25 protein-coding genes and 1 pseudogene are annotated in these 26730 nt (G+C 72.1%); 17 read left to right on the top strand and 9 right to left on the bottom strand.

Translation table 11 applies throughout. The annotated features are described in order from the left end of the window. Window positions 1–2 precede the first annotated feature (2 nt). The 5 genes from M8C13_RS14345 to M8C13_RS14325 are packed head-to-tail and all read left to right on the top strand — an operon-like array spanning window position 3 to window position 4415. Window positions 3–1313: an ABC transporter substrate-binding protein gene (locus M8C13_RS14345; RefSeq protein WP_252481057.1), complete on the top strand. Its 1311-nt coding sequence runs from the start codon at window positions 3–5 to the stop codon at window positions 1311–1313. After that, window positions 1310–2392 carry a Gfo/Idh/MocA family protein gene (locus tag M8C13_RS14340; RefSeq protein ID WP_252481056.1) on the top strand — a complete coding sequence of 361 codons (1083 nt, stop codon included), beginning with the start codon at window positions 1310–1312 and terminating at the stop codon, window positions 2390–2392. The genes M8C13_RS14345 and M8C13_RS14340 overlap by 4 nt, the downstream gene beginning before the upstream one ends. Then, complete coding sequence (locus M8C13_RS14335) at window positions 2383–3279, top strand: PmoA family protein (RefSeq protein ID WP_252481055.1); 897 nt, start codon at window positions 2383–2385, stop codon at window positions 3277–3279. Before M8C13_RS14340 ends, M8C13_RS14335 begins: the two co-directional genes overlap by 10 nt. After that, a complete protein-coding gene (locus M8C13_RS14330) occupies window positions 3279–4010 on the top strand; it encodes a cupin domain-containing protein (RefSeq protein ID WP_252481086.1) in 732 nt (243 codons plus the stop codon). The genes M8C13_RS14335 and M8C13_RS14330 overlap by 1 nt, the downstream gene beginning before the upstream one ends. 33 nt (window positions 4011–4043) lie before the next feature. After that, window positions 4044–4415 carry a VOC family protein gene (locus M8C13_RS14325; RefSeq protein WP_252481054.1) on the top strand — a complete coding sequence of 124 codons (372 nt, stop codon included), beginning with the start codon at window positions 4044–4046 and terminating at the stop codon, window positions 4413–4415. A 224-nt stretch (window positions 4416–4639) separates the two neighbouring features. On the opposite strand, the gene M8C13_RS14320 is transcribed toward M8C13_RS14325, so the two are convergent. After that, window positions 4640–4957 carry a helix-turn-helix transcriptional regulator gene (locus tag M8C13_RS14320; RefSeq protein WP_252481053.1) on the bottom strand — a complete coding sequence of 106 codons (318 nt, stop codon included), beginning with the start codon at window positions 4955–4957 and terminating at the stop codon, window positions 4640–4642. A 90-nt stretch (window positions 4958–5047) separates the two neighbouring features. Between M8C13_RS14320 and M8C13_RS14315 the strand changes: the two genes are divergently transcribed. After that, window positions 5048–6109, top strand: a complete 1062-nt coding sequence (locus M8C13_RS14315) for an alcohol dehydrogenase catalytic domain-containing protein (protein WP_252481052.1) — start codon at window positions 5048–5050, stop codon at window positions 6107–6109. Here the strand turns inward: M8C13_RS14315 and M8C13_RS14310 are convergent. The 3 genes and pseudogenes from M8C13_RS14310 to M8C13_RS14300 form a co-directional block, all read right to left on the bottom strand. Beyond that, window positions 6096–6344, bottom strand: a complete 249-nt coding sequence (locus M8C13_RS14310; protein WP_308202799.1) for a transposase — start codon at window positions 6342–6344, stop codon at window positions 6096–6098. The genes M8C13_RS14315 and M8C13_RS14310 overlap by 14 nt on opposite strands. Before the next feature lie 36 nt (window positions 6345–6380). Next, window positions 6381–6674 (bottom strand): annotated as a pseudogene (locus tag M8C13_RS14305) (transposase); the annotation flags it as partial. A 176-nt stretch (window positions 6675–6850) separates the two neighbouring features. Further along, complete coding sequence (locus tag M8C13_RS14300) at window positions 6851–8029, bottom strand: hypothetical protein (RefSeq protein WP_252481050.1); 1179 nt, start codon at window positions 8027–8029, stop codon at window positions 6851–6853. Between the two features lie 232 nt (window positions 8030–8261). Here M8C13_RS14300 and M8C13_RS14295 point away from each other — a divergent pair, with 232 nt between their 5' ends. Continuing rightward, complete coding sequence (locus tag M8C13_RS14295) at window positions 8262–9299, top strand: glycosyl hydrolase (RefSeq protein WP_252481049.1); 1038 nt, start codon at window positions 8262–8264, stop codon at window positions 9297–9299. On the opposite strand, the gene M8C13_RS14290 is transcribed toward M8C13_RS14295, so the two are convergent. Both M8C13_RS14290 and M8C13_RS14285 read right to left on the bottom strand, forming a co-directional pair. Beyond that, window positions 9296–10075, bottom strand: a complete 780-nt coding sequence (locus M8C13_RS14290; RefSeq protein WP_252481048.1) for a DUF6807 family protein — start codon at window positions 10073–10075, stop codon at window positions 9296–9298. The two genes, M8C13_RS14295 and M8C13_RS14290, sit on opposite strands and share 4 nt — an antisense overlap. 19 nt (window positions 10076–10094) lie before the next feature. Next, complete coding sequence (locus M8C13_RS14285) at window positions 10095–10763, bottom strand: lytic polysaccharide monooxygenase (RefSeq protein ID WP_252481047.1); 669 nt, start codon at window positions 10761–10763, stop codon at window positions 10095–10097. A 189-nt stretch (window positions 10764–10952) separates the two neighbouring features. Here M8C13_RS14285 and M8C13_RS14280 point away from each other — a divergent pair, with 189 nt between their 5' ends. After that, complete coding sequence (locus M8C13_RS14280; RefSeq protein ID WP_252481046.1) at window positions 10953–13307, top strand: beta-N-acetylglucosaminidase domain-containing protein; 2355 nt, start codon at window positions 10953–10955, stop codon at window positions 13305–13307. A gap of 1 nt (window position 13308) precedes the next feature. On the opposite strand, the gene M8C13_RS14275 is transcribed toward M8C13_RS14280, so the two are convergent. From M8C13_RS14275 to M8C13_RS14265, 3 genes are all read right to left on the bottom strand, one after another. Then, the gene (locus tag M8C13_RS14275; protein ID WP_252481045.1) at window positions 13309–15387 is read right to left on the bottom strand and encodes a glycoside hydrolase family 2 protein; all 2079 of its coding nucleotides are present in this window, start codon (window positions 15385–15387) and stop codon (window positions 13309–13311) included. Continuing rightward, the gene (locus tag M8C13_RS14270) at window positions 15384–17138 is read right to left on the bottom strand and encodes a pectate lyase (protein WP_252481044.1); all 1755 of its coding nucleotides are present in this window, start codon (window positions 17136–17138) and stop codon (window positions 15384–15386) included. The genes M8C13_RS14275 and M8C13_RS14270 overlap by 4 nt, the downstream gene beginning before the upstream one ends. A 93-nt stretch (window positions 17139–17231) precedes the next feature. Further along, window positions 17232–18191: a polysaccharide lyase family 1 protein gene (locus M8C13_RS14265; protein WP_252481043.1), complete on the bottom strand. Its 960-nt coding sequence runs from the start codon at window positions 18189–18191 to the stop codon at window positions 17232–17234. A gap of 333 nt (window positions 18192–18524) precedes the next feature. Between M8C13_RS14265 and M8C13_RS14260 the strand changes: the two genes are divergently transcribed. The 9 genes from M8C13_RS14260 to M8C13_RS14220 all read left to right on the top strand — a co-directional run bounded on the left by M8C13_RS14260 (window position 18525) and on the right by M8C13_RS14220 (window position 26680). After that, entirely contained in the window at window positions 18525–19535 is a 1011-nt protein-coding gene (locus M8C13_RS14260) for a LacI family DNA-binding transcriptional regulator (protein ID WP_252481042.1), read from the top strand. Window positions 19536–19708: 173 nt separating this feature from the next. Beyond that, a complete protein-coding gene (locus M8C13_RS14255; RefSeq protein WP_252481041.1) occupies window positions 19709–21238 on the top strand; it encodes an amino acid adenylation domain-containing protein in 1530 nt (509 codons plus the stop codon). Then, entirely contained in the window at window positions 21235–22503 is a 1269-nt protein-coding gene (locus M8C13_RS14250) for a hypothetical protein (RefSeq protein WP_252481040.1), read from the top strand. Before M8C13_RS14255 ends, M8C13_RS14250 begins: the two co-directional genes overlap by 4 nt. A gap of 1 nt (window position 22504) precedes the next feature. After that, window positions 22505–23014 carry a sigma-70 family RNA polymerase sigma factor gene (locus tag M8C13_RS14245; RefSeq protein WP_252481039.1) on the top strand — a complete coding sequence of 170 codons (510 nt, stop codon included), beginning with the start codon at window positions 22505–22507 and terminating at the stop codon, window positions 23012–23014. Then, window positions 23011–23409: a hypothetical protein gene (locus M8C13_RS14240; protein ID WP_252481038.1), complete on the top strand. Its 399-nt coding sequence runs from the start codon at window positions 23011–23013 to the stop codon at window positions 23407–23409. Before M8C13_RS14245 ends, M8C13_RS14240 begins: the two co-directional genes overlap by 4 nt. A gap of 31 nt (window positions 23410–23440) precedes the next feature. After that, entirely contained in the window at window positions 23441–24652 is a 1212-nt protein-coding gene (locus M8C13_RS14235) for a cytochrome P450 (protein ID WP_252481037.1), read from the top strand. Next, on the top strand, window positions 24649–25299 hold the full coding sequence (locus tag M8C13_RS14230; RefSeq protein WP_374213072.1) for a TetR/AcrR family transcriptional regulator: 651 nt from the start codon (window positions 24649–24651) through the stop codon (window positions 25297–25299). Before M8C13_RS14235 ends, M8C13_RS14230 begins: the two co-directional genes overlap by 4 nt. Next, window positions 25296–25493 (top strand): ferredoxin, encoded by a 198-nt coding sequence (locus tag M8C13_RS14225; RefSeq protein WP_252481035.1) that lies wholly within the window; start codon window positions 25296–25298, stop codon window positions 25491–25493. Before M8C13_RS14230 ends, M8C13_RS14225 begins: the two co-directional genes overlap by 4 nt. After that, window positions 25490–26680, top strand: coding sequence for a cytochrome P450 (locus tag M8C13_RS14220; protein ID WP_252481034.1), 1191 nt, complete (start codon window positions 25490–25492; stop codon window positions 26678–26680). The genes M8C13_RS14225 and M8C13_RS14220 overlap by 4 nt, the downstream gene beginning before the upstream one ends. Window positions 26681–26730: the final 50 nt, after the last annotated feature.

Genomic DNA, 26730 nt, shown 5'->3' with positions numbered 1-26730 from the left:
CCATGCTCATCAGGACAATGCGCCGCACCACCAGGGCGGTGCTGCTGTTAGTGACCGCGACCCTGCTCGTCGCCTGTTCCGGCGGCGGCGGCGCGAGCCAGGAGCTGTCCAAGGATCCGGTGACCCTGCGCTTCACCTGGTGGGGCTCGGACGACCGGCACAAGCGGACCCAGCAGGTCATCGAGCAGTTCCAGCGCAAGCACCCGAACATCACCGTGCGCGGTGAGTTCAAGGAGTGGAACGGCTACTGGGACAGCCTGGCCACCACCATGGCCGCCAACGACGCGCCCGACGTCATCCAGATGGACGAGCAGTACCTGTCCTCCTACGCCGAGCGCGGCGCGCTGCTGGACCTCAACGAGGCGGGCAAGCACCTCAGCACCGAGGGTTTCGACGCCAAGGCGCTGGCCACCGGCGCGATCGAGGGCAAGCGGTACGGACTCCCCGTCGGGCTGGCCGCGTACTCCTTCGTGGTCAACACCGACATGCTGGCCGAGCACGGCGTGCCACTGCCCGATGACACCAAGTGGACCTGGGCGGACCTGCGCGCAGCCGGTGAGCGGATCTCCAAGGCCGCGGGCGGCAAGGCCTGGGGCGTGCAGTCCTGGGGCTTCAACGACGGCGGCGGTCTCACCATCTGGGCCCGCCAGGCGGGCGCGTCGCTCTTCGACGACAAGGGCAATGTGGTCGTCCCGCCGAAGGTGCTCATCGAGTACTGGTCCGCCCTGCTCGACCTGTCCCGTGCCGGGATCACACCCCCGCCGCCGGTCACCGTGGAGAAGGCCTCCGCCGGCCTGCCCCAGTCCGCGACCGCGACCCGCACCGCGGCCTTCGGCGCCTGGTGGAACACCCAGCTGACCGCGCTGACCGCGGCCAGCGGCGCCAAGCTCAAGCTGCTCCGGCTGCCCGGCGAGGCGGGACTGAAGGCCCCGGCCGCCTACTACAAGCCGTCGATGTTCTGGTCGGTCTCCGCCCGCTCGAAGCACCCGGCCGAGGCGGCCGCGTTCGTCAACTTCCTGGCCAACGACGAAGAGGCGGCGAAGGTCCTGCTCACCGAACGCGGGGTGCCGGCCAACCAGAAGATCCGCGGGGTGATCAAGGACAAACTGACCGAGACCGACAAGGCCGCCGCGGAGTTCCTGGACGCGCTGCCGGTCAGCGACCCGCCGCGGATCACCCCCAACGGGGCCAGCACGCTGGACGCGATCCTCAAGCGGCACACCGAGAATATCCTGTTCGGCCGGGCCACCCCCGAGCAGAGCGCGCCCGCGTTCATCAAGGAGCTCCAGTCCGAAGTGGACGCCGCCAGATGAGCCGCCAGTACCGCACCGCGATCGCGGGCACCGGCGGGATCGCGGCCGCGCACGCCGCCGCCCTGCACGCCGCCGGGGACCGGGCCACCCTGGTCGCGGTGGCCGATGTGGACGCCGCCCGCGCCCGCGAGTTCGCCACCCAGTGGGGCGCGCCGCGCAGCTACGACAGCCTGGGCAGGCTGCTGGCCGAGGAGTCGGTGGACGTGCTGCACCTGTGCACCCCGCCCCGGCACCACACCCCGCTGGCGCTGGAGGCCCTGGCCGCCGGGGTGACCGTGCTGGTGGAGAAACCGCCCGCGCTCTCCCTGGCCGAGATGGACGCGCTGATCGCGGGCGAGGCCGCCTCCACCGCGCACGTGGCCACGGTGTTCCAGCACCGGTTCGGCCCGGCCGCGCTGCGGCTGCGCCGGATGACCGCGGCGGGCGAGTTGGGCAAGCCGCTGGTGGCCACCTGCGACACGCTGTGGTATCGCGACGACGCCTACTTCGCGGTGCCCTGGCGGGGTTCCTGGGACACCGAGGGCGGCGGGCCCACCATGGGCCACGGCATCCACCAGTTCGACCTGCTGCTCTCCGTGCTGGGCCCGTGGCAGGAGGTGCGCGCGCTGGCCGCCCGGCAGGCCCGCGACGTGCAGACCGAGGACGTCTCACTGGCGCTGGTCAGCTTCGCCAACGGCGCGGTGGCCACGGTGGTCAACTCGGTGGTCTCGCCGCGGCAGACCTCGGCGCTGCGCTTCGACTACGAGCGCGCCACGGTGGAGGTCAAGCACCTCTACGGCTATACCGACGCGGACTGGACGGTGACCCCGGCCCCCGGCCACGAGGAGGTGCTGCCGCGCTGGCAGCGGGAGCGCTCCGCGGTGGCCAGCGGTCACGGCTGCCAGCTCGAGGCCTTCCACGACGCGCTGGACCGGGGTGAGCCGCCGCCGGTCACGCTGGCCGAGTCCAGGGACACCATGGAGTTCGTCGCGGCGTTGTACGCCTCGGCCTTCACCGCGGCGCCCGTGCGCCGCGGCGAGATCGGTCCGGACAACCCGTTCTACACCACCATGGAAGGGGTCGGCGCGCCATGGCGATGACGCTGGCGATCACCCGGCTGACTGAGGACCGGCTCGCGGTCAGCGCGGGCGAGGCAGAGCTCTTCGAGTACGTCTTCCGGCCGTCCATGCCGCCGTTCGAGGGCCCGAAGCCGTACCTGCACCCGGTGCGCACCCTGGCCGGTGACGTGGTGACCGCCTATCGGCCGCACGACCACCGCTGGCACAAGGGCATCGCGATGACCGCGACCGATGTCTCCGGGCAGAACTTCTGGGGCGGGGTCACCTACGTGCACGGCCAGGACTACGTGGCCCTGCCCAACGTCGGCTCGATGCGGCACGAGCAGCTCGTCGTCACCGAGCGCGGCCCGGAGCGGATCGGGTTCACCGAGCGGCTGTCCTGGCACACCGAGGCAGGCGAGCACTGGGTGGACGAGGTGCGCGAGCTGGCGGTGCGCGACGCCGGGGACGCGGCCTGGACGCTGGAGGTGGCCACCGCGCTGACCAACACCCGCGGCGAGCCGCTGGTGCTGGGCAGCCCGACCACCCAGGGCCGGGCGATGGCCGGGTACACCGGGCTGTTCTGGCGCGGCCCCAGGGCCTTCACCGACGGGGAGATCATCGCCGCGGACGGCGGCGGCGGTCCGGAGATGATGGGCCGCTCCGCGCGCTGGCTGGCCTACGTCGGCCGCCACGACGAGGTGGACCGCTGCTCGACGCTGCTGTTCCTGGACCACCCGGACAACAAGGCCACGCACTGGTTCGTGCGCAACGCCCCGTTCCCCGCGGTCAACCCCTCCTTCGCCTTCTTCGACCCGGTGGAGCTGGCCCCGGGAGCCACGCTGGGCTTGCGCTACCGGGTGGTCGTGGCCGACGGCGCCTGGGACCGGGACCGGCTGGAGTCCTATGTGGAGGAACATCCGTGGTGATGCCGTTCCCCGGCGCGACCGGCATCTCCGGGTTGCGCGTCTACGACTGGCCGACCGCCGACGGCGTGTGCGGCGGCTCCCCGCACGTGCACCTGACCTGTTCGGAGTGCTACGTCGTGGTCGGCGGCGAGGGCCGGGTGCAGACCCTGACCCGCCGCGGGTTCGCCGAGCTGCCGCTGCGCGCGGGCACGGTCACCTGGTTCACCCCCGGCACGATCCACCGGCTGGTCAACGACGCGGACCTGCGGATCGTGGTGGTCATGCAGAACGCGGGCCTGCCCGAGGCCGGTGACGCGGTGTTCACCTTCCCCGCCGCCACCCTGGCCGACCCGGAGGCCTACGCCAAGGCCGCCGCGCTGGCCGACCCCGCCCACGCCTACGCCAGCGACGAGGACGCGGCCCGGCGGCGACGGGACCTGGCGATCGAGGGTTTCCTGGTGCTGCGCCGGCGGATCGAGTCCGGCGACCACGAGGCCCTGGACGAGTTCTACCAGGCCGCGCTCCGGCTGAAGCAGGACCGCCTGGAGGACTGGGAGCAGCGCTGGCGGGACGGCGCGCTGGCCGCGGCCGAACGCACCGGCGAGCAGCTGGCCAGGCTGCGCGCCGGGGACATCGGCCACCTGGCGGAGGCCGACATCCGCACGCTGCCACCGCGGGAGACGCAGCGGTTCGGCATGTGCGGCAGGCTCGACGTGCACCTCCCGGCCGACGGGGTCTCGCCGCACGACTAGCGGTTGACCTGCGCGTCAGGGAAGCTGGCGGGCATGGTCTCGGTGGTGCAGAACGTGGCGATCGACTGTGCGGATGCCTATGAGCTGGCCCGGTTCTGGAGCAGGGTGACCGGCCGTCCGCTGCATCCGGAGGTCAAGCCGGGCGAGCCGGAGACCCAGGTCATGCTGGCCGAGGGCCCGGTGCTGCACTTCAACCAGGTGCCCGAGCCCAAACAGGTCAAGAACCGGCTCCACCTGTGCCTGCGCCCGGAGACCACCCGGGACGAGGAGGTGGCCCGGCTGCTGGCGATCGGCGCCACCTTCCTCGCCGATCACCGGCAGCCGGACAGCACCGGCTGGGTAGTCCTCGCCGACCCCGAGGGCAACGAGTTCTGCGTCCTACGGAGCGCGTCCGAACGCGGCTAGGCGGTGTCCGGTCAGTCGTCATCGCAGCCAGCGGACGATGGCTGCGATGGTGAGCCCGGCCTGGTAGTAGGCGGCTCGTTTGGCGTAGCGGGTGGCCAGAGGGTCTCGCGCCGCGATGAGTGTTTCTGCCCACCGGTGTGCGGCTCTGGCCTGATCGCGGTCGTCGTGTCGGTGGGTGTTCAGACGTGGCGGTGGTACTGAAGCCTGCGGCGTGGGCCTCCCGGTCAGTCGGCCGTGCTGTCTCGCTTGGCTGCATCGAGCAGGGAATCCAGCAGCCCGGGATAACGGGCGTCGAGATCGTCGCGTCGCAGCGACAGCAGGTTCTCCCGGCCAGATGGCCGCTGCCGGATGACTCCGGCGTCCCGCAGGACCCGCCAGTGATGCGTCAGGGTCGACTTGGCCACGCCGTCCAGGATCGAGCCGCAAGAGTGCTCACCGCCGTCCGCGAGCACCCGGATGATGCTCAGCCGCAACGGATTTCCCAAGGCCACCAACACATCTGCCAACCGGATCTGGGCTCGCTCGGGATGTGGCGCGATCACCGGCTCAGGATAGCTCGAATGTTGACATACTGTCGAACTGTACGTAAGTATCCGTACTATCGGATCATTGGAGGGAAAGGGGGACCTGCTGTGCGTGCCGCGGTGGTAGAGGAGCTCGGTAAGCCACTGGTTGTTCGTGAGGTACCCGACCCGCGGTGCCCGCCGGACGGCGTGATCATCAGGGTCGGCGCCAACGGCATCTGCCGTACCGACTGGGCACTGTGGGCGGGCGATTTCTGGTCAGGAGGACCGGAGATCAAGCTGCCGTTCGTCCTCGGACACGAGTTCAGCGGCACGATCGAAGAGGTCGGCGCCGAGGTCAACGGCTGGCGACAAGGTGACCGGGTGGTCTTCCCGATGAACCCGGGCGAGGGAACCTGTGAGATGTGCCGCAGCGGCAACCAACACGTCTGCCTGGACGGGGCGACACTGGTTCCCGGCGTCTCCTACTGGGGCGCCTTCGCCGAATTCGTGGTCGCCCGACATGCGGATGTCAACCTGGTCGGGCTGCCGGACTCGATCGGTTTCGTCGACTCGGCAAGTCTGGCCTGTCGGTACATGACCGCCTTCCACGGCGTCATCGACCAAGCACGGGTCCGTGGCGGGGAATGGGTCGTGGTGTACGGGGCCGGCGGGGGAACCGGCCTGTCGACAGTGCAGGTCGCCACCGCGGTGGGCGCCGAGGTGATCGCGGTGGACATCACCGATGACAAATTGGCTGCCGCGCGAGAACTGGGCGCGGTACACACCGTGAACGCGGGGCGTGAGGACCCCGTCGACGCGGTGCAGACCCTCACCAAGGGCGGCGCGCAGGTGTCCATCGACACGGTTGGCCTCCCCACCACCTGCCACAACTCCGTGCTTTCACTGCGAACCCGGGGTCGCCATGTGCAAATGGGCCACACGACCAGGGCGGAACGGGGCACGGTCGCACTGCCTATCGACATCATGATGGTCAAGGAACTGGAGGTACTCAGCGCCTTCGGCATGCAGGGACAGCGCTTCGACACCATGCTCACCATGATCGAATCCGGGCGGTTGGCACCCGACAAGATCGTATCCCGCACCGTGCCCCTGGCCCAGGCTGGCGAGGTGCTCCAGGCCATGAAGTCCTACGACACCCAGGGCGTAGTCGTCATCAACGAGTTCTGACCCGCCACGTCGAAGAGTGACACCACGCGGCGCGGCGAGTGCGCAGGGCCTGTCTGGCCGAGGTGTGCGAGTACGCCTTGTCGGCGATGACCGCCTCGGGCCGGACGCGCGGTCGTCCTGGTCCGAGGCGAGCGACGCGGATGCCATCGAGCAGCGGCAGCAGCTGCGGGTTGTCCCCGGCCTGCCCCGGTGTGATCAGGATGCGCAGCGGCAGACCGCGTCCGTCCACCACGATATGGATCTTGGTGCTTAGGTCGTGTCCGGTAAGTCGTTACCGGAGCCAGAGCACGATCGCGGCGATGGTCAGCTCAGCCAGGAAGTAGGCGGCGCGTTTGGCAGAGCGAGTGGCCGGGCCACGGAACTGCTTTAGCCGGTTGAAGCAGCGCTCGATGACGTTGCGCCGCTTGTAGAACTCGGTATCGAAGACCGGTGGCCGACCGCCGCGTGAGCCCAAGGCCGCGCGGCGGTCGGTCTGGTCCGTGCGCTCAGGACATACCAGGCGCACCCGGCGCTCGCGTAATGCCCGGCGGGTACAGACCTGGGAGTAGGCCTTGTCCGCGATGAGGCCGTGTCCCCTGCCTAGGCCGTGTCGTCAAAGCCCCGTCTGCGGGAGTCGTGATCGGTTCGGCCGCTGGCGGCGCGGCCGGGACGCCCTCATACCGGGCGTATTCGGGCGTTCCGGCCGTGCCGCCAGCGGCCAAACCGGCGCGGCTACCGCGGGCGGGGCTTTGACGACACGGCCTAGCTACAGACGTTCATGGTGCTGTTGTTCAGGACGATGTTGCGGAAGGTGGTGTTGGTGCCGCACGGGCTTTCGCGTACGGCGGAGTTGCTCACGCGCAGGTTCTGCACGGTGATGTCGGAGTTGTTCGCGAACTCGCTGCGGGCGGCCAGCCGGATCTCGCCGCCGCCGGAGACCGTGCCGCTGACCGCGGCCAGGTTCACGTTGTGGCAGTTCTCCACCAGGACCGCGTTGTTGCCGGTGTTCGCCACGTCAAGCCGGTCGATGACCAGGCCGCCGCTTTCCGAGACGCAGAAGACGCCCCGGCCGCCGCCGCGGGCGCGCACCGTGCCGACCCGGATGTTGGTGGGGTAGCCGTTGCCGATCCGGCCGTTGCGGTTGGCCGTCCGGAAGGCCGCGTAACCGGTGCCCGCTCCCGCGTTCTCCGCGTCCACAGTGGACACCGTGGCGTTGATGGTGTCGTTGAGCAGCAAGCCGGAGTGGCCGACGTCGCGCGCGGTCACGGTGCCGATGGTGAGCCCGTCCACGCCGTAGGTCTCCACCGCGTGGCTGCCCGCGCCGGAGACGAACACGTTGTCGATCCGGATGTTGCGGCTGCGCACGCTGGTGTCACCCCGGTTGTCGATGCGCACGCCCAGCCCACTGGACAGGCGCATGTCGATCTGGCCGAGCACCACGTTCTGCACGTTGCGCAGGAAGATCCCGTACAGCGGGCGGCCGGTCACCTTCAGGTAGCGCACCTCGATGTCACGGGTGCCCCGGGAGTAGATCGGCGCCTGGTCACCGGAGCCGGAGCCGGTGACGTTGATGGTGCCGCAGACGTCGAGGCCGGTGAAGCTGGGCAGGCTGATCCGCGCGCCCGCGCTCACCGTGCCCGAACCCCTTACCAGCACCCACTGTTTGGCGGTGCGGCCCGCGCTGAGGCTGTTGATCGCGGCCTGCGCGGCGGCCCGCATGTCGCCGCCGGTGTACAGGGTCCGGCCGCCGTTGCGGGCGGTCCAGGTGCTGCCGTTGAGGACGGCTTCCGCGTTGAACGTGCGGTCGCCGCAGGCCAGCACGCCCGGGGCGGGCTCGGCCGCCGCGCGCGGTGGTTCGGCTGCCGCGCCCGCGGTCAGCGCCGTGACCGCGGCGGCGGCCAGCACCGTTCGGGCACGCCATTTCCTTGCCTGGTAGCTCATGTGGCCTCGGATTCGAATCGAATTCGTCGTCGAATGCGTTCGGTGACCGGCCGGAACCGGAATCTCCTTGCAAGCTAAGGGAAACCGCCGATCCGGCACAAGGTTCGACCGGAGGTGTTCACGGCCGCGTGAGCCGGGGTGTTGACCGGGCAGCAGACCAATGTTAGCGTTAACAAGTGGTGCACAGCCAGCACCCTGCCGGAGGTCAGTCGTGTCCTGGACCAGCCGCCCCGTGTTGAACCTCCGGGGCACCAGCGCTCCCCTGGCCGGCCTGGACACCCGTTCCTGGCAAGGCTTGCGCTACTTCAACGGCGCGGGGAGCAGCCTGCTGGCCCTGAGCGAGCCCGCCGGGACCACCGTGCCCGCGATCGCGCAGGCGGACGCGCCACTGTTCCGCGACCCGATCCACGGCGGCGCCACCGATCCGGTGGTCGTCTACCACCGCGCGGCCGGCGAGTGGTGCGTGCTGTACTCCGCGGCCACCTCCCCGCGCGGGGCCACCATCGGCATCGCGACCAGCTCGACCGGCGGCCGCAGCTGGGAGTACCGCGGCGCGCCCAAGGGCCTGGACACCGTCCACTCCGGACGCAACAGCTTCTGGGCGCCGGAGGTCATCTGGCACGGCGGGACCTACCACCTCTACGTCAGCCACGTGGCCGGCGCGCGGGCCGCCCGCGCCACCCGCAGCCACATCCTGCACTACACCTCGCAGGACCTGCTGAACTGGCGCTTCGACCGCGAACTGGAGCTCTCCGGCGAAGGCTGCGCGGACGCCGCGGTCTGGCCGCTGCCCGACGGCCAGACCTGGCGGATGTGGTACACGGTGCCCGACGGCAGCGTGCACGCCGCCGACTCCACCGACCTGAGCACCTGGCTCCCGGCCAGCCGGTCGGTGTGCCCGCCGGGCCAGGGCGCGCCCAGCGTGTTCCGCTTCGGCGGGCACTACTGGATGATCACCAGCGGCGACCGCGGCCTGCCGGTGTACCGCTCCCACGACCTGCGCACCTGGTTCCCGCAGGCCGAACCACTGCTGGCCCAGCCGGGAATCCGCCTGGGGGACAACGCTCCCGGCCACCACGGCTCGGTGCTCACCCAGGGCGAGCAGGCGCACATCCTCTACTCCTGCCGCTTCGGCCAGGCCTCCTGCCTGCAACTGGCCCCGCTGACGGTGGTGGACGGCAAGCTCACCGCCGACCGCGACACACCGTCCGAAGTGGACTGGCGGCCACAGTACACAGTGGAGCTGCGCGGCGGCCAGCGCGCCACCTAGGCCGCCCAGCGGGGAGCCACCCGCCGGGTGAGATAACGCCGGACGCGCGCCGGGTCCCAGTGCCCGTCCGCGATGACCACGTGGTGGGTCAGGTCGAGCCGGGCCTCGGGCTCGATCAGCAGCGGCTTCCGGCGGTTGCCGGGGTGCTCGACGAAGACCAGGGTGGAACGCCGCCCGCTGTCCTCGTGCGCACCGGTGAAAACCCGCCACGGCGCGCGGGCGCCGACGGCGCTGTCCGCGGCCGGGCCGGTGGCGGTGAAGGCGGCCTCGGGGTTCAACGAGCGAAGGCCCGGCCGGCCATCCCACCGGAGTCGCCGTCCGCTCGTGTTGTGCAGCCGGGTTTTCCAGGTGAGCAGCCAGGAACCGTCGGCCGGGTCCACCTGGTCCACCTCGATGGCGCGGTCCTCGGCCAGCCAGCACTGCCCCGACGGCGTCCGCCAGCCCAGCCAGTGCCGCAGCTCGGCCCGGCCGCCGTGGCAGCGGACCCGCTGCCAGCGCACGTGCCGCGCCGTGTCGTTGCCCAGGGGCGGGGTGCGGCCGCCCCAGACGTTCTCGCCGGAGACCTCGGCCACGGTGAACCGCAGGCCGCCGGGTCCGGTGACCAGCTCGCCCGCGGTGGTGCGCAACGGGTGCAGGTACGGCTCGGCCGGGCCGAGCGCGTAGTTCGCCAGCGCGATCCGCCCGGCGTGCACCCGCACGCACCCGTCGTCGGCCACCAGCCACGGTTCCCCGGCCGAGGGGCAGGCGCGCACGAGTCGGTCAGCGACTTCCCGCATCGTGCGCGCCACCCCCGGCTCAGCCGGTGAAGTTGACGTCGCTGCAGAAGTAGTAGGACTGGTCCAGGTGGCTGGCCTGCCAGATGGTGTAGACGATGTGCCGTCCGGTCCGGTTGCCCGCGTCAACGCCGACCTGGTAGGTGCCGTTCGGTGCGATGCGGCCGGTCTGGGCGACCTGCTCCAGGTTGTCCCAGCCCAGTGGCTGGGTGGCGGGGTTGAAGCCCTGCTTGGTGATGTACACCTGCAGGTAGTCCGCGCCGTGGCGGGCCTGGTCGGTGATGGTCAGGGTGAACCGCCGCGGCTTGTTCACCATCTGCCACGCGCCGACGGTGTCCATGGAGTTGTACCGGCCGCCCTCGGCGCGGCCGCCGCTGCACAGCTGCCCGTTCGGGATGTTGCCGCGATGGTTGCCCTTGAGGTTCTCCCGGTACAGGCCGTTCCAGTTCCACATCGCGTTCGGGTTGGCCTGCCAGGCCTGCCAGCACATCGGGTCCCTGGTGGCCATGGCCGGGTTCTGGAAGTCGCTGCCCCAGCGCTGCCAGCAGCCGTAGTTGCGCGAGGGCGGGTCGGTGGCCGAGCCGTGCGCCTGGGCGACGCCGGTCAGGGCCCCGGCTAGCAGCGCGCCGACCGCGCTCAGCACCACGAGCGCTCTGGCGAGCAGGGGGCGGGCGGAACTGTTGTGCGCCATGCTGTCCTCCTCCTTGAGGATCGAGCATCAGGGTTTCTGGGAGCGCTCCCAGTTCGGAGGGTAGCCAGTCCGGCACGTATTGGGAACCCATAGACCGGCCCACTGCCCCCAAACGTTGGTAGCAGCGGAAAAGCCCCGGCCACGGGCCATACTGGTGCCAGCCGCCGCCCTCACTTCTCTGGAGACCGCATGCAGCTGTTCGGCCGAACGGTGTCCGTCCTGCTCGCCGCCGCGCTGCCCCTGGGCGGGCTGACCGCCCCGGCCGCGCAGGCCGCCGCCCCGCTCCCCCAGGTTTCCCCCGCGCCGCAACACATCCAGCGCAGCGGGCCGGACCTCCCGGTCGGCAACCGGGTGCGGCTGGTGGTGGACGAGCGCACCGACCCGGCCGCCCGCGCCCTGCTGGAGCGGACCCTGCGCGAGCACGGCGTGCGGCACATCGACACCGCGGGACGCGCGCCGCTGACCTTCCACCTGGGCCCGGCCGACCGGCCGGATGTCGCCGCCGCCCTCGGCTCGACCCCGGTGCCCGGCCGGGCGGAGGGCAGCGCGCTCACCGTCACCGCGCGGCGCGGTTCGGTCGCGCTCGGCGGGGTGGACGCGGCGGGCCAGTACTACGCCGTGCAGACCCTGCGGCAGCTGTTCACCGGCGACCGGCACCTCCCGCGCATCGCCGGCGCCGCGGTCAGCGACTTCCCCGCGATGGCCCTGCGCGGCACCATCGAGGGCTTCTACGGTTCGCCCTGGACCCACCAGGAACGCCTCGACCAGCTCGCCTTCTACGGCCAGGTCAAGGCCAACACCTACATCTACGCGCCCAAGGACGACCCGTACCACCGCGACCGCTGGCGCGAGCCCTACCCCGCCGACCGGCTGGCCCAGCTGGGCGAGCTGGTCAAGGCCGCCGCGGCGCAGCACGTCCGGTTCACCTACGCGCTCTCCCCCGGCACCTCGATCTGCTACTCCAGCGCCGAGGACCGCGCCGCGCTCACCACGAAGCTGCAAGCCATGTACGACCTCGGCGTACGCGCCTTCTCCATCCCGCTGGACGACATCAGCTACACCCGGTGGAACTGCGCGGCCGACCGGACGGCCTACGGCGAACCGGGCCGCCGCGCCGCGGGAGTGGCCCAGGCCGGGCTGCTCAACGACCTCCAGCGCGGTTTCCTGGCCACCCACCCCGGCACGCACCCGTTGCAGATGGTGCCGACCGAGTACGGCGACCTCACCGACACCGAGTACAAGCAGGTGCTCCGCTCGACCCTGGACCCGGCGGTGCTGGTGATGTGGACCGGCACCGACGTGGTGCCGCCCAGCATCACCGTGGACCAGGCCCGGCGCGCCTCGGAACTGTTCGGCCGCAAGGTCTTCGCCTGGGACAACTACCCGGTCAACGACTTTGGCCAGGCCGCGGGGCGGCTGCTGCTCGCGCCCTACGACCACCGCGAGCCTGGCCTGTCCGGCCACCTGGCCGGCATCGTGGCCAACCCGATGAACCAGGCCGCCGCGAGCAAGGTCGCCGTGTTCACCATGGCCGACTTCTCCTGGCACGACCACGGCTACGACCGCGACCGCAGCTGGCGGGCGGCCGCGGCGCACCTGGCCGGTGGCGACCAGGCCGGGGTCCGGGCGCTGCTGGACTTCTTCGACCTCAACCACCTCGCCCCGACCTTCGGCCCGCGACCGTGGCAGCCCCAGGCCCCCGCGCTCCAGGCCAAAGTGGATGCGTTCTGGGCAGGCGCTCCCGGCGCGGCGAGCGCGCTGCGCCAGCACGTCCGGCGGATCACGGCGGCCCCCTCGGTCATCAGAGACACCGTCGCGGACCGGGCGTTCCTGGACGACGCGGCGAACTGGCTGGCCGCCACCGAGCTGTGGGCCGGGGCGATGGGCGCGGGCCTGGACACCCTGGACGCGATCGGCGCGGGCGATCGCCGGGCCGCCGCCGCGGCGCGGGAACGGCTGGACGCTTTGTCCGCCAAGGCGAACCGGATCCGCTCGGTGCCCGGGGAGAACCGGGTCGAGGGCGTGGTGCGGATCGGCGACGGCGTGCTGGACGTCTTCCTGGACCGTGTGCGCGCCCGGCACGACGAGTTCCTCGGCCTGCCGCCGCTGCGCAACCTCTCCGCGGGCAAACCGGCCAGCCAGATCTCGGACTACTCGGCCGACTACGCCGCCGGGAAGTCCGTGGACGGCGACCTGTTCAGCTTCTCCACCACCTCCGGCGCCGAGCCGCGGCCGTGGTGGCAGGTCGACCTGGGCGCGGAGGCCGACATCGAGTCGGTCCGGGTGCACAACCGGGTGGACTGCTGCGCCGAACGCCTGGCCGACTACCACGTGCTGGTCTCGCCGCAGCCCTTCCCGGACACCCTCGCCGAGGCGCTGCGCGCGCCCGGGGTGACCAGCCGCCACGAGCTGACGCAGGCGGGCAGGCCGACCGAGGTCAGCCTGCCCGCGCGCGGGCGCTACGTGCGCGTGTGGCTGGCCACCGACCGGCCGCAGGAGCTGAACATGGCCGAGGCGGAGGTCTTCGGGCGCGTGCGGCGCTGAGTCACTCCCGCAGCGTCCAGACCGCGGTGTCGGTGTGCGGACGGCCGTTCTTGAACCCGGAGACCTCCACGGTGTTCGGCCCCGGCCGCAGCAGCACCTCCGGCCACTCCGCCACCCGGTTCGCACCGCTGACCGGTTCGCCGACCTGCCTGCCGTTGACCCGCAGGGTGACCGTCTCGGCGTTGGTGTAGGCCCGGACCGTGGTGCTCGCCGCGGTCCGGCTGGTCCACCGCTTGCTGTTGAGGTGCACCACCGGGGTGTCCGTCCAGTTCGCCTGGTACCAGTAGAAGGCGTCCTTGCGGATGCCCCGGTCGTAGGTCACCAGGCCCTTGTCGTTGCGGCCGGGGTGGTCGCCCTCGTCGCGGCTGTCGGAGGCGAAGTCGAACATGGCCCACACGAACGAGCCCCACAGCCAGCGCCGCTGCCTCAGCTGCGACCAGTAGGCCTCGTGGTAGGCGGACTGGTACTGCTCGGGGTGCCAGCGCGAGGCGGGCACCACGCTCGGCGGGTTCTCCTGGTGCTGGAAGGCGCTGGCCCCCGCGCCGTACTCGCTGAGCGCGAGCGGCCGGGCCGGGTCGGCGGCGCGCAGCTGGTCGGCCCACGGCCCCAGCTCGGCGAAGGTCCCGGTGTACCAGCCGAAGTACTTGTTGTAGCCGATCCCGTCGGTGTGCTGGGTGATCCCGGCCCGGTCGGAGACACAGCAGCTCGCGTACGCCGAGGGCCGTGAGGGGTCCTCCGCGCGCACCACCGAGGCCAGCCGGTCCAGCAGGGCGTTGTTGGCCGGGGAGTCGTGCCACAGCTCGTTGCCCAGGCCCCACCACACCACCGAGGGGTGGTTGAAGTTCTGCCGGATCATCTCCCGCAGCTGGGTCTCGATGTTGGCCCGGAAGGCCGGGCTGTCCGTGGTGAGGTTGATCAGCGGGATCTCCGTCCACACCAGGAAACCGTGCCGGTCGGCCAGCTCGTAGACGGTCTCGCCGTGCTGGTAGTGCGCGGTGCGGATGGCGTTGACCCCCATCTCGCGCATGATCCGGAAGTCCTCGGCGTGCTGCGCCGGGGTGACCGCCCAGCCCACGTCCGGCCGGTCCTGGTGCAGGTTCACCCCGTGCACCGGCAGTTGCTTGCCGTTGAGCGCGAACCCGTCGGTGGCCGAGACCTCCGCGGTGCGCAGGCCCAGCGGCTGGCTGACCCGGTCCAGCACGCGGCCGCCGGTGTCCACCACCTCCACGGTGGCCTGGTAGCGGAACGGGTCCGCACGGCCCTGCCACAGCCTCGGGCGGACGATGGTGAGCGGCAGCGCCAGGTCCACCGCCTGACCGCCGCCGACCGCGCGCACGCTGGACTGCCCGCGTGCCACCACCTCGCCGAACGCGCCGGTGACCGTGGCGCGCAGCCGCACCCTGGCGGTGGACCGGCTGTCGTTGACCAGCTTGGTGCTCGCCGCCACGGTCGCCGACTCCGGCGTCACGCGCTGCTGGCGGAGGTAGAGGCCGGGGCCGCCGTGGTCGAGCAGGTCCAGGTGCACCGCGTCGGTCAGCACCAGGGCGACCTCCCGGTACAGCCCGCCGTGCAGGGTGAAGTCGCCGCTCAGCGGGGCGACGTCCGGGTCGGGGGCGTTGCTGACCCTGACCGCGAGCACGTTGTCCCGGCCGGGGCGCAGCGCCTCGGTGGCGTCGAAGCGGAAGCGCGCGTAACCGCCCTTGTGCTCGCCGAGCAGGCGGCCGTTGACCCACACCGTGGTGGTGGTGTTCGCGCCGTCGAACTGCAACCACACCCGGCCACCCGTTGGCGCGGGCAGGGTGCGCCGGTACCAGCCGGGGCCGCGGTAGTAGTCGTTGCCGCCGTCCTGGCCGTCCCGCCCGTTCCAGCTGTGCGGCACGGTGACCCGGTCCCAGCCGGAGTCGTCGAAGCCGGGCTCGGCCGCGCCGGGCGCCTCGCCGCGGTGGAAGCTCCACCCGCTGTGCAGGCCGAGGACCGAGCGGCCGTGCGCGGTGCCCGGCCCGGCCTGGGCGGGGACCGGCGCGGTCAGCGCGAGCGCGGTGACCACCAGCAGCAGGAGCAGCCGCGCCGCCTTCCTCATCGGTCCGCCCAGGCGATCAGCTTGGCCATGTTGGCCACATAGGCGCCGGTGCTGATCACCAAGGGCCGTTCGGCTGGTGGGAAGGGCGAGGTGTCGTAGCGGTCGCCGACGTGAGTGCTCATGAAGTCCTTGCCGTGGGATGGATCCGCGGGCGGTCGCCCCCGGAACGGGTTGGTGACCGTCTCGGCCGGGGTGAGCCAGTGGTCCTTGCCGCCGAGGTCGCGCACCAGGGCCCCGGCCTCGGCGTCGGACACGGTGGGCAGGGCGGGGTTGGCGTCCCGGCACAGGTCGGTCAGCTCCAGCTCGCGCACGGAGAAGTGCCGTGGCAGCGGGATGGGCGGGCCGGGGGTCAGCGGGGAGCGGGCGCGCAGCTCGGCGATCTCCTTGCCGCTCAACGAGCTCAGCTCCGCGTGGGTGCGCCGCAGGCCGTCCAGGTCGATGGCCCGGCCCGCGGAGTAGTGGCCGAGGGTGTCCCGGTGGTCGTGGTCGGTGTAGTAGGCGCCGTTGCGGATGTTGCTGCCGAAGCGGTGCACGAACAGCGCCCGGTTGGTGCCCAGCTCCACGAACGTCGGGTGCGTGCGCTTGGCCAGCAGCGGGTTCTCCGCCAGCTGGCGCTCGGTGAGCGGGCAGCTGCTCAGCCAGTCGATCGCCTCGGGCACCCTGGCCAGGTAGGAACGGTCGCCGGTGAGCCGGAAGTAGTGGAACAGCTGGCGGATGTTGGTCTGCGTGGTGTGCGTGGCCAGCGCCCTCGGCTCGTAGGACCGCGCGCCCGCCGGGGCGCCTGCCGGACGGCCGCGCGCGGCCCTGGACAGGTGTTGCAGGGCCCAGCCGGCCTGCGGCCCTGGCTGCTGCATCCGTTGCAGGCAGCGCATCGCGCGGTGCACCGGTTCGAACAGGTCCGGTCGGCGCAGCGAGGTGGCGCACAGCAGCAGGAACTTGATGTTCTCGCCGAGCACGTCGTCGTTGAAGGTGACGTGCTGGGTGTACTCGCCGTCCTCCAGGCCGTGCCGCACGTCGGCGGGCAGCCACGGCGGCCGTTCGGCTGGCCAGTGCGTGCGGGAGACCGAGCCGGCGAAGGCGGGGAACCGCTGCGGCCAGCCGCCGTCGGCCACGCCACCGCGGAACTGCGCGGCGAGCACGAACCGGATCGCCCGCGCCAGCGCCGCCTTGAACCGGGGATCGCGGCGTGCCAGGTACAGCCGCAGGATCAGCTGCGCGGCGGCCGAGGTGCCCGCGTCGTCGAAGGTGGCGTTGCCGTAGTGGTGCTGGAACTCCTCCTGCCGCCAGCCGTTCGCGCCGACGGTGTGGTACCAGCGGCGCAGCGCGCCGGTCCCGGCGAAGTCGTGCACGTAGTTCCAGCCGCCGCTCGGCAGCTGCGCGGCCACCAGGGCCAGCCCGGTGCGCTCGGCGGCGCGGTAGCACTCCTCCGCGCCGGTGGCGTGGTAGGCGTCGAGCAGGCTGTGCCCGACCGAGGGCGTGCCGGGCGGCTGCACCCAGCACATGCTCCGCCGCGCCGCCAGCTCACCCCAGCAGGCGGACAGGTCGGGCAGGTAGCTCCACAGGTAACCGCCGCGGCAGGAGACCTGGCGGTCCAGGAAGACCGCGGCCCGGCCCATCGCGCGCACCACCGCGCCGCGGTCCAGGCCCGCCGGGGCGGTGGTCGCCTGCGCCGTGCCGCCGCCGAGCAGGGTGAGGGCGGCCGGGGCGAGGGTGAGCCGGGCGAAGGAGCGGCGGCTCAGGGGTGTGCTCATGGCTCCTCCGGTGCGTGGCCGGCGATGGACGCGGTGGCGCTCCGGGGACGGCGGGCGACGGCCGCGCCGGCCCCGGAGCGCACGGGCAGGCGCTCAGATGCGCCCTGGGCCTGCCCCGTTCCGGACGATCGTCTTCACGTCACTGGCGCGGTCCAGCTGATACGAATAGGGAATGCTCTTCACACTGCCGCCGGCCTGCCCGGAGCCGGAGCCGACGAAATGGTTGTTCCTGGCCACCAGCGTGCCCGCGGGAGAACTGCCCTCACCCAGGTGGAACGGGTCCTCGGTGTTTTCGAAGAAATTGCCTTCGACCAGCACGCCGCCTTCCTTGGTGGACGCCACGCCGTAACCGGTGACGCCGCCGTAGTAGTTGTTGTAGACGTGCACCGGGTTGCCGAAGCGCACCCTGGGGTGCCGCTGCCCGGTGCCGTCGAAGAAGTTGTGGTGGTAGGTCACCCGGAGCTTGCCCCGGTCCTCGCCGCCGTTGTCGTCGCTGTGCCCGAGCAGCATCGTCTTGTCGTGGCTGGAGAACTTGTTCCAGGACACGGTGACCAGGTCGGAGGCGCGCTTGACGTCGACCGCGCCGTCCTTGCCACTGGCGAAGCTGTTGTGGTCGATCCACACCCGGGTGGAGTACTGCACGTTGATCGCGTCATCGGCCCAGTTGCGGAAGTTCAGGTTGCGCACGATCACGTTGGCGGACCTGGAGATGTTGAGGCCATGCCCGGTGATGGTGGCGCCGGAGCCGACCCCGATGATGGTCTTGTCCGAGCTGACCGCGGCCATGCCGGACAGCGCGATGGTGCCGGTGACGCGGACCACCGCGGGACCGCTGGCCTTGACCGCGGCGGTGAAGGCGGCCGCGGTGCTGACGGTGACCGGGGTGGCGCCGCCACCGCCGGTGGTGCCGCCGCCCTGGGTGGCCCAGCCCGCCAGGTCGAACGGTGCGGCCGAGGCGGCAGGCGCGGCCGCTGCCACGCCGGTGACGGCCAGCGCGACGACCAGCGCGGCAGACCAGGGAGCCCGCCGGTTCAGTAAGGATGTCCGGGACATCTGCTTCCTCTCGTGAACGGTGGCCACCGCCAGCGGAAAAAGACAGCGGCCACTGCGGTGAATGAGAATCAGCGGCGGTAAATGATAATGACAAAAAATGCTGCAACCGGCAGCGTAATGAGGCATTTACCAGCTGTCAACATGCCGATTCGCCGATTTCTCTCATCACGTATATGACTCATTTCGATTGCCTTCGAATCGAATTGTCGAAATGGCTCCGGCCGGCTGGAAACCGTCTTGCCGGAGGGCGTTGGCAAGACGGTTGGCCCTAGCCGGACCCCCTGCCCGGCCGTACCGTCCCAGAGCACCAACGGCGGTGACGAGGAGGGCGGGTTGGCCACCATCGCGGACGTGGCTCGGCGGGCCGGCGTCGCCCCGAGCACGGTGTCCTACGTGCTCTCCGGCAAGCGCGCGATCAGCCCGGCCACCAAGGCCAAGGTGGAGGAGAGCGCCCGCGCCCTCGGCTACCTCACCCAGCAGCCGCCTCGCGGCGCGGCGCGCCGGACCGGGGTGCTGGGCCTGGTCGCGCCGCTGCGCGCGGGCACCCACCTGCCGGTGCTGATGCGCTTCGTCAGCGCGGTGACCACCGCCGCGCACCGGCACGGCAACGACGTGCTGCTGCTCACCGCGGACACCGGCGCGGAGGGCCTGCGCCAGGCGGTGCAGCGCAGCGGCGTGGACGGCCTGGTGGTGATGGACGTGGAGCTGCGCGATGCCAGGGCGCCGGTGCTGCGCGCGATGGACCGCCCCTCGGTGCTGATCGGCTTCCCGGTCGACCCCACCGGACTGACCTGCGTGGACCTGGACTTCACCGCGGCGGGCGCGCTGTGCCTGGACCACCTGGCCGACCTCGGGCACCACAGCGTGGCCCTGCTCGGCTCGCCCCAGCTGGTCTACCACCGCGACGCCGGTTACGCGCACCGCACCATGGCAGGCTTCACCGCGGCCGCGATCCGCCGCGGCGTCTCGGTGCTGACCAGGGCCACCGACGAGCAGCTGCCCTCGGTGCGGCGCACGGTGGCCGCCCTGTTGCAGGAGCAGCCCCGGCTGACCGCGCTGGTGGTGCACAACGAGGGCGCGCTGCCCTCGGTGCTGACCTGCCTGCGCGAGCTCGGCCGCGACGTGCCGGCCGACCTTTCGGTGGTGGCCATCTGCCCGGACGAGCTGGCCGAGCGGGCCTCGCCGCGGCTGACCTCGGTGCACCTGCCCGCCGAGGAGCTCGGCGCCAGGGCCGTGGACCTGCTCGCCGCCCGCCTGGCCGGGGTCCGGCCGCCCGCGCTGACCCTGCTGCCGCCGCGGCTGACCGAACGGGCCAGCGCGCACCGCCGCCGCCCCGGCTCCTGAGCCACCCTGGAGTCCATTGTGGACTCTTCTGTTCGACGCGCGTTCGACACCGCGTTCGACCACGACCGGGCTAATTTCTCCACGCGGCAACGTTTTCCGCAGATTTAGTTGAACATTCACCCGACCTGTCTCGTTCGAACGGGGTGACCACCGGCCTGGCGAAAGGATCCGGAGTGACCCCGATCGTCGAATCCCCTGCCCTGCGCGGCCTGCCCCCGCACGAGCGCGTGCTCTTCGACCGCTTCGGCTGGGGGCCACGCACACCAGTCCCGTTCACCCGCGTCCACCACGCGGTCCAGGCACAGGCCGCGGCCTGCCCGCAGGCCCCGGCCGTGGAGCACCTCGGCGAGTCGGTGACCTACGCCGAGCTGGACCGCAGGGCCACCGCGCTGGCCCGGTTGCTCGTCGAGCACGGGGTGCGCCCCGGCGCGCACGTCGGGCTGTTCCTGACCAGGTCGGTGGCCATGGTGGTGGGCATGCTCGCGGTGCTCAAAGCCGGTGCGGCCTATGTGCCGCAGGACATCCGGCTCACCCCGCCGCCGCACCTGCGGCACATCGCCGCGGTGGCCGGCATCGAGGTCGTGCTCACCACCACGGCACACCGAGGACTGCTGCCGGCGGGCCTGGGCACGGTGATCGCGATCGACGACCACCCCGCCGCGACCGCGGCCCTGCCCGCCGACGGCGGCGAGACCGCGGTGGTGATCTTCACCTCGGGCACCACCGGCAGGCCCAACGGGGTCAGGGTCACGCACGCGAACCTGTGCAACGTCCTGCTCACCGCGCCGGGCTCGCTCGGCGTCGGCCCCGGCGACCGGGTGCCGCAGCTGCTCAACATCGCCTTCGACATGGCCGTGTGGGAGGTGCTGGGCACGCTGGCCAACGGCGGCTGCGTGCTGGTGCGCGGCGGCGACCCCACCGCGGCGGCCCGCACCGCGACCGCGCTGATCGCCACCCCCGGCGTGCTGTCCACTGTGGACCCGAGGGACTGCCCGCAGGTGCGGGTGGTCGCGGTGGCCGGTGAACGCTGCCCGCCCGCGCTGGCCCGCGCCTGGTCGCGCACCGCGGTCTTCCACAACGCCTGCGGCCCCACCGAGGTCACCATCGTCAACACCGTGCAGCGCTACGACCCGGCCACCGGCAGGCTGACCATCGGCCGCCCGGTGCCCAACACCACCGTCTACGTGCTCGACGAGGCGCTCAACCCGTGCCGGATCGGCGAGGTCGGCGAGATGTGGGCCGGTGGCGCCTGCGTCACCGGCGGCTACCTCGGCAACGCCGACCTCACCGCGCAGCGCTACCGCCCCGACCCGTTCCTGGGCGGTGGCCTGATGTTCCGCACCCGCGACCTGGTCCGCTGGACCGCCGACGGCCAGCTGGAACACCACGGGCGCACCGACGACCAGGTGAAGGTCAAGGGTTTCCGGGTCGAGCTGGACGCGGTCACCGCGGCGCTGGAACGAGCGCCCGGCTGCCGGCGGGCCAGCGCGGTGCTGCACCAGGGCGGGCTGGTCGGGTTCGTCAGCCCGGCCACCGCCGTGCCGGAGGCGGTCCGCCGCGCGGTGGCCGCCCAGCTGCCCTACTACTGCGTGCCCTCGCTGATCGTGCCGGTGGACCGGCTGCCGCTGACCGAACGCGGCAAGGTGGACCGGCGGGCGCTGCTGTCCCGGCTGCCCGGCCAGCGGACGGAGACCGTCGCGTGAGCGCCGCCCCGGTCCTGGCCCCCGCCCCGGCGAGCTGGCGCGCCCGGCTGCGGCGCAGGCCCTTCACCCACCACAACCGGCTGCTGGCCGCGGTGTTGCTGGCCAACCTGGTGCTGGCCCTGGTCACCGACTGGCGCGCCGACCTCGATGTGCTGCTGTGGCTGGTGCTCGGCAACCTGCTGCTGGCCGTGCTGATCCGCCAGCAGCACGTGATCAACCTGCTGTTCCGGCTGGCCACCAGCGCGCCGAAGCACTGGCCGCTGCGGGTGCGGTGGACGCTGGGCAAGGTCTACCACTTCGGCGGCCTGCACGTCGGCGCCGCGATCGCCGGCACGGCCTGGTTCGCCGTGCTGGCCGGGGTGATCACCACTCGCGGCGGCCCGGTGGCGCTGCTGGCCTGCACCTGGGCCATCGCGGTGCTGCTGGTCGCCATGGTGGTGTTCGCGCTGCCGAAGCTGCGCGCCGCCCGGCACGACCTGTTCGAGCGCTGCCACCGCTTCGGCGGCTGGGCGCTGCTGGTGCTGTTCACCGCGCAGGCGGCCGCGCTGGCGCAGGCGCAGGGCCGGGACTTCCTCGGCTCCGCGCCGTTCTGGGCCCTGCTGGTGGTGGTGACCAGCGTCGCGCTGCCCTGGCTGCGGCTGCGCCGGGTGCCGGTGCGGATCAGCACGCCGTCCCGGCACGTGGCCCTGGTGGCCTTCGACTACGGCGTCACCCCGTTCGCCGGGTCGTCGACCGCGGTGAGCCGGAACCCGTTGCTGGAGTGGCATTCCTTCGCCAACGTGCCCGCGCCCGGCCGCTCCGGCTTCCGGCTCACCATCTCCCGCGCGGGTGACTGGACCGGCGCGCTGGTGGACGACAGACCCACGCACCTGTGGGTCAAGGGCATCCCGACCGCGGGCGTGGGCAACATCGACCGGCTCTTCCGCGGCGTGGTGTGGGTGGCCACCGGCAGCGGGATCGGGCCGTGCCTGCCGCACCTGCTCGCCGGGGACACCCCGGCCCGCCTGGTGTGGTCGACCAGGAACCCGGTGCGCACCTACGGCGAGGCGCTGGTGGCCGAGATCGAGTCCGTGCAGCCGGAGGCGATCATCTGGGACACCGACCGGGACGGCAAGCCCGACCTGGTCGAGCTGGCGCTGCGCGCGCACCGGGAGTCCGGCGCGGAGGCGGTCATCTGCATCTCCAACCGGAAGACCACCTGGCATGTGGTCGAGTCCCTTGAGGCCCAAGGGATTCCGGCCTACGGCGCGATCTGGGACTCCTGAGGTGAGCACCACGGCGGCGGAGCTGCTCCGCCTGGTGCACGACCGCCACGCGCCCGCGCTGTGGCGCTTCGCGCTGCGGCTGACCGGCGACGAACAGCTCTCCCAGGACGTCGTGCAGGAGAGCCTGCTGCGGCTGTGGCGCAGCCCCGCGGTGCTGGACCAGGGCGAGTCCGCGGCGCGGGCCTGGCTGTTCCGGGTGGCGCGCAACGTGGTCATCGACGAGCGCCGCAGCGCGCACTCGCGGCGGGAGGTGCGCGCGGCCAAGGTGCCCGACCCGCCGCGCCCCGACCAGACCGACTCGGTGCTGGACGCCTGGGTGATCACCGAGGTGCTGACCCAGCTGACCGCCGAGCACCGCACGGTCATCATCCGCGCGTTCTACCTCGGGCACTCGGTGGCCGAGCTCGCGGTGGACCTGGCGGTGCCGCAGGGCACCGTGCGCTCCCGCCTGCACTACGGCCTGCGCGCGTTGCGCCGCGCCCTCCGGGAGAAGGGGCTGACCAGCCGGTGACGCCACCAGCCGACCCGTACCGGGACTGGGACGCCGCCTACCTGCTGGGCGCGCTCTCGCACGCCGAGCGCCGGGACTACGAAGGACACCTGCACGCCTGCCTGCCGTGCGCCCGCGCGGTCGCCGGGTCCGCCGGGCTGCCCGGCCTGCTCGCCTTGGTGGCCAGGGAGCAGGCGGCCGAACTGCTCGATCCGGCCGGTCCCGCGCCGCCGGAAGCCCGGCCGGTCCGCGCGGCGCGCAAGGTCCGGCGGGCCAGGTTCGGCACCGCCGGGCTGGTGACCGCAGTGCCCGCCGGAGTCTTGACCGCAGTGCTCGCCGGGTTTCTGGCCGGGGCGCTGGTGGCCACCTGGCTCGTGCCCCCGCGCCCACCCCGCCAAGTTAAGTCAGCTGATTGACTTACTTCGAGTTCGCGGCCATGCTGGTGGCATGACCCAGCTGCCCCGCTTCCCGTTCGAGACCGACGCCGCCCTGGAGCCACCCGCCGAGTGGGCCGACTACCAGAACCGCTGCCCGGTGGCCAAGGTGCGACTGGCCAGCGGCGACGAGGCCACGCTGGTCACCCGCTACGAGGACGTCAAGAGCGTGCTGGCCGACCCCAGGTTCACCAGGCCGACCGCGGCGGACAACGCGGCCCGCGTCGCCGACACCGAGTCCGGCGGGCTGTTCAACAGCGAGATGTCCACTGTGCTCCCCCAGCACGGCGAGGGACACCTGCGCTGGCGGCGCATGATCGGCAAGTGGTTCACCGCCAAGCGGATGAACGCGCTGCGGCCCGCCATCGAGGCGATGGCCGAGCAGCTGGTGGACGACATGGTGGCCAAGGGCTCGCCCGCGGATCTCAAGGCGGCGCTGGGCTTCCCGCTGCCGGTGTGGGTGATCTGCGACCTGCTCGGCGTGCCGGATGCCGACCGGGACCGCTTCGCGCACTGGTCGGACGCGCTGCTGAGCATGACCCGCTACACCCAGGCCGAGATGGACCTGGCCCAGGCGGAGTTCGCCGGGTACATGGCCACGCACATCACGGCCAAGCGCGCCGAGCCCGGCGATGACCTGCTCAGCGCCCTCATCGCGGAGACCGGCCCGGACGGCGCGCCGATGTCCGATCCGGCGCTGATCGCCACCGGCATGGGCCTGTTGATCGCCGGGCACGAGACCACCGCGAACATGATCGTCAAGATGACCGCGATGCTGCTGGCCGACCGGCGGCACTGGGAGCGGCTGCTGGCCGAGCCCGCGCTGGTGCGCACCGCGGTGGAGGAGACGCTGCGGCTGGACGCCAACGCCGGCTTCGGCATGGCGCGCTACCTCACCGAGGACATCGAGATCGCCGGCACCACCCTGCCCAGCGGCACCACCGCGGTGTGCAGCATGGCCGCGGCCAACCGGGACGAGCGCGTTTTCACCGCCGCCTCCGAGCTGGACCTGGGCCGCAGCCCCAACCCGCACCTGGCCTTCGGCGCCGGCGCGCACGCCTGCCTGGGCCAGCCGCTGGCCCGCACCGAGCTGCAGGTGACCCTGGAGGTGCTGCTGCGCAGGCTGCCCTCCCTGGAGCTGGCCGTGCCAGTGGCCGAGCTGCGCAAGGTCGAGGGACTCGCGGTGGGCGGACTGCGGGAGCTTCCGGTTCGATGGCGGCTATGACCACCAGCAGAGCGGCGCGGGCCCAGGCCACCAGGGAACAGATCCTCACCGCCGCGGAACGGCTCTTCGCCGAGCACGGCGTGTTCGCGGTGTCCAACCGGCAGGTCGCCGAGGCCGCGGGGCAGGGCAACAACACCGTGGTCGGCTACCACTTCGGCACCAAGGCCGACCTGGTCCGGGCGGTCATCCGCAGGCACGCCACCGCGATGGAGCAGCGGCGCGGACCCATGGTCGCCGAGGTCGCGGAGAGCACGGAGGTCCGGGACTGGATCACCTGCCTGGTCCGCCCGCTTACCGACCACCTGGCCTCGCAGGGCAGCCCGACCTGGTTCGCCCGCTTCGCCGCCCAGGTGATGACCGACCCGTCGCTGCGCCCGATCATGGAGGAGGAGGCGCTGACCTCCCTCAGCCTCAACCGGATCGTGGACGGGCTGCACCGCAGCCTGCCCGACCTGCCCGGCGAGGTCAGGGCCGATCGCGGCGCCATGCTCCGGCACCTGATGGTGCACATGATGGCCGAACGCGAGCTCGCCCTCGCCGAGCACACCCACGTCCCCAGCTGGCACGAAGCCGGCACCGGCCTGATCGACGCGCTGGTCGGGCTGTGGCTGGCCCCGGTCACGACCACCGAGGAGGAACGACCATGAAGATCACCGTGGACCAGGACCGGTGCTGCGGCGCGGGCACCTGCGTGCTGCTCGCGCCGGAGGTGTTCGACCAGCGGGAGGACGACGGCATCGTCGTGCTGCTGGCCGAGGAGCCGCCCGCGGAGCTGCACGAGACGATCCGCGAGGCCGCCGCGGTGTGCCCGGCCGCGGCGATCGCGGTGCACGAGCGGTGACCACGCTCCCCTACCCCGCCGCCAGGGCCGAGGGCTGCCCGTTCGACCCGCCGCCCGCCCTCCGGGCGCTGCGCGAGCACACCCCGCTGACCAGGGTCCGGCTGGCCGACGGCAGCACGCCCTGGCTGGTGACCCGGCACGCCGAGCAGCGCACGCTGCTGGCCGATCCCCGGCTCAGCTCCGACCCGGCCAGCCCCGGCTTCCCGGCCGGGGTGCCGATCAGCGCCGACGCGGGCATCAGCTTCATCCTCAAGGACGATCCGGAGCACGCCCGTCTGCGCCGGATGGTGACCGCGCCGTTCGCGGTCAAGCGGATCGAGGCCATGCGGCCGGTGGTGCAGCGGATCGTGGACGAGCACATCGACGCCCTGCTGACCGGTCCGAAGCCGGTGGACCTGGTGCGGGCGTTCGCGCTGCCGGTGCCCTCGCTGGTGATCTGCGACCTGCTCGGCGTGCCCTACACCGACCACGACTTCTTCCAGCGGCACAGCAACACCCTGATCAACCGCGAGGCCGGGGCGGCCGAGCGGGCCGCGGCCGGTGGCGAGCTGTTCCGCTACCTGGACGAGCTGATCGGCGCGAAGCTGGCCAGCCCTGGTGACGACCTGCTCTCCGGTCTGACCGAGCGGATCCACCGCGGCGAGCTGACCAGGGGCGAGGCCGGGCAGATGGGCGTGCTCATGCTGGTCGCCGGGCACGAGACCACCGCGAACATGATCGCCCTGGGCACCCTGGCGCTGCTGGAGCACCCCGGCCAGCTCGCCCTGCTGCGCTCGTCCGAGGACCCGGAGCTCATCGCTTCCGCGGTGGAGGAACTGTTGCGGTACCTGCACATCACGCACAACGGCCGCCGCCGCGCGGTGACCGCGGACCTCGAGGTCGCCGGGCAGACCATCCGCGCGGGCGAGGGCGTCATCCTGGCCGGGGACCTCGGCAACCGCGACCCCTCGGTCTTCCCCGACCCGGACCGCCTGGACCTGCGGCGCAACCCGCGGCGGCACGTGGCCTTCGGGTTCGGCGTGCACCAGTGCCTCGGGCAGACCCTGGCCCGGCTGGAGCTCCAGGTGGTCTACGGCACGCTGTACCGGCGCATCCCCACACTGCGGCTGGCGGCACCGGTGGCGGAGATCCCGTTCAAGCACGACGGCTCGGTCTACGGGGTCTACCGGCTGCCCGTCACCTGGTGAGGCCAGTCGGGTGAAATCCGCGGCGCACCGACGCCCGCGGATTGACAGCA

The sequence above is a fragment of the Crossiella sp. SN42 genome (assembly GCF_023897065.1).
Taxonomy (GTDB): domain Bacteria; phylum Actinomycetota; class Actinomycetes; order Mycobacteriales; family Pseudonocardiaceae; genus Crossiella.
This window is presented reverse-complemented; position numbering and strand designations above follow the sequence as displayed.

Bases quoted from the DNA above. Each gene is read 5' to 3' on its own strand.
- M8C13_RS14345 (WP_252481057.1), top strand. From the start codon at position 3: ATGCTCATCAGGACAATGCGCCGCACCACCAGGGCGGTGCTGCTGTTA.
- M8C13_RS14340 (WP_252481056.1), top strand. From the start codon at position 1,310: ATGAGCCGCCAGTACCGCACCGCGATCGCGGGCACCGGCGGGATCGCG.
- M8C13_RS14335 (WP_252481055.1), top strand. From the start codon at position 2,383: ATGGCGATGACGCTGGCGATCACCCGGCTGACTGAGGACCGGCTCGCG.
- M8C13_RS14330 (WP_252481086.1), top strand. From the start codon at position 3,279: ATGCCGTTCCCCGGCGCGACCGGCATCTCCGGGTTGCGCGTCTACGAC.
- M8C13_RS14325 (WP_252481054.1), top strand. From the start codon at position 4,044: ATGGTCTCGGTGGTGCAGAACGTGGCGATCGACTGTGCGGATGCCTAT.
- M8C13_RS14300 (WP_252481050.1), bottom strand. From the start codon at position 8,029: ATGAGCTACCAGGCAAGGAAATGGCGTGCCCGAACGGTGCTGGCCGCC.
- M8C13_RS14290 (WP_252481048.1), bottom strand. From the start codon at position 10,075: ATGCGGGAAGTCGCTGACCGACTCGTGCGCGCCTGCCCCTCGGCCGGG.
- M8C13_RS14285 (WP_252481047.1), bottom strand. From the start codon at position 10,763: ATGGCGCACAACAGTTCCGCCCGCCCCCTGCTCGCCAGAGCGCTCGTG.
- M8C13_RS14280 (WP_252481046.1), top strand. From the start codon at position 10,953: ATGCAGCTGTTCGGCCGAACGGTGTCCGTCCTGCTCGCCGCCGCGCTG.
- M8C13_RS14275 (WP_252481045.1), bottom strand. From the start codon at position 15,387: ATGAGGAAGGCGGCGCGGCTGCTCCTGCTGCTGGTGGTCACCGCGCTC.
- M8C13_RS14270 (WP_252481044.1), bottom strand. From the start codon at position 17,138: ATGAGCACACCCCTGAGCCGCCGCTCCTTCGCCCGGCTCACCCTCGCC.
- M8C13_RS14265 (WP_252481043.1), bottom strand. From the start codon at position 18,191: ATGTCCCGGACATCCTTACTGAACCGGCGGGCTCCCTGGTCTGCCGCG.
- M8C13_RS14235 (WP_252481037.1), top strand. From the start codon at position 23,441: ATGACCCAGCTGCCCCGCTTCCCGTTCGAGACCGACGCCGCCCTGGAG.
- M8C13_RS14230 (WP_374213072.1), top strand. From the start codon at position 24,649: ATGACCACCAGCAGAGCGGCGCGGGCCCAGGCCACCAGGGAACAGATC.
- M8C13_RS14225 (WP_252481035.1), top strand. From the start codon at position 25,296: ATGAAGATCACCGTGGACCAGGACCGGTGCTGCGGCGCGGGCACCTGC.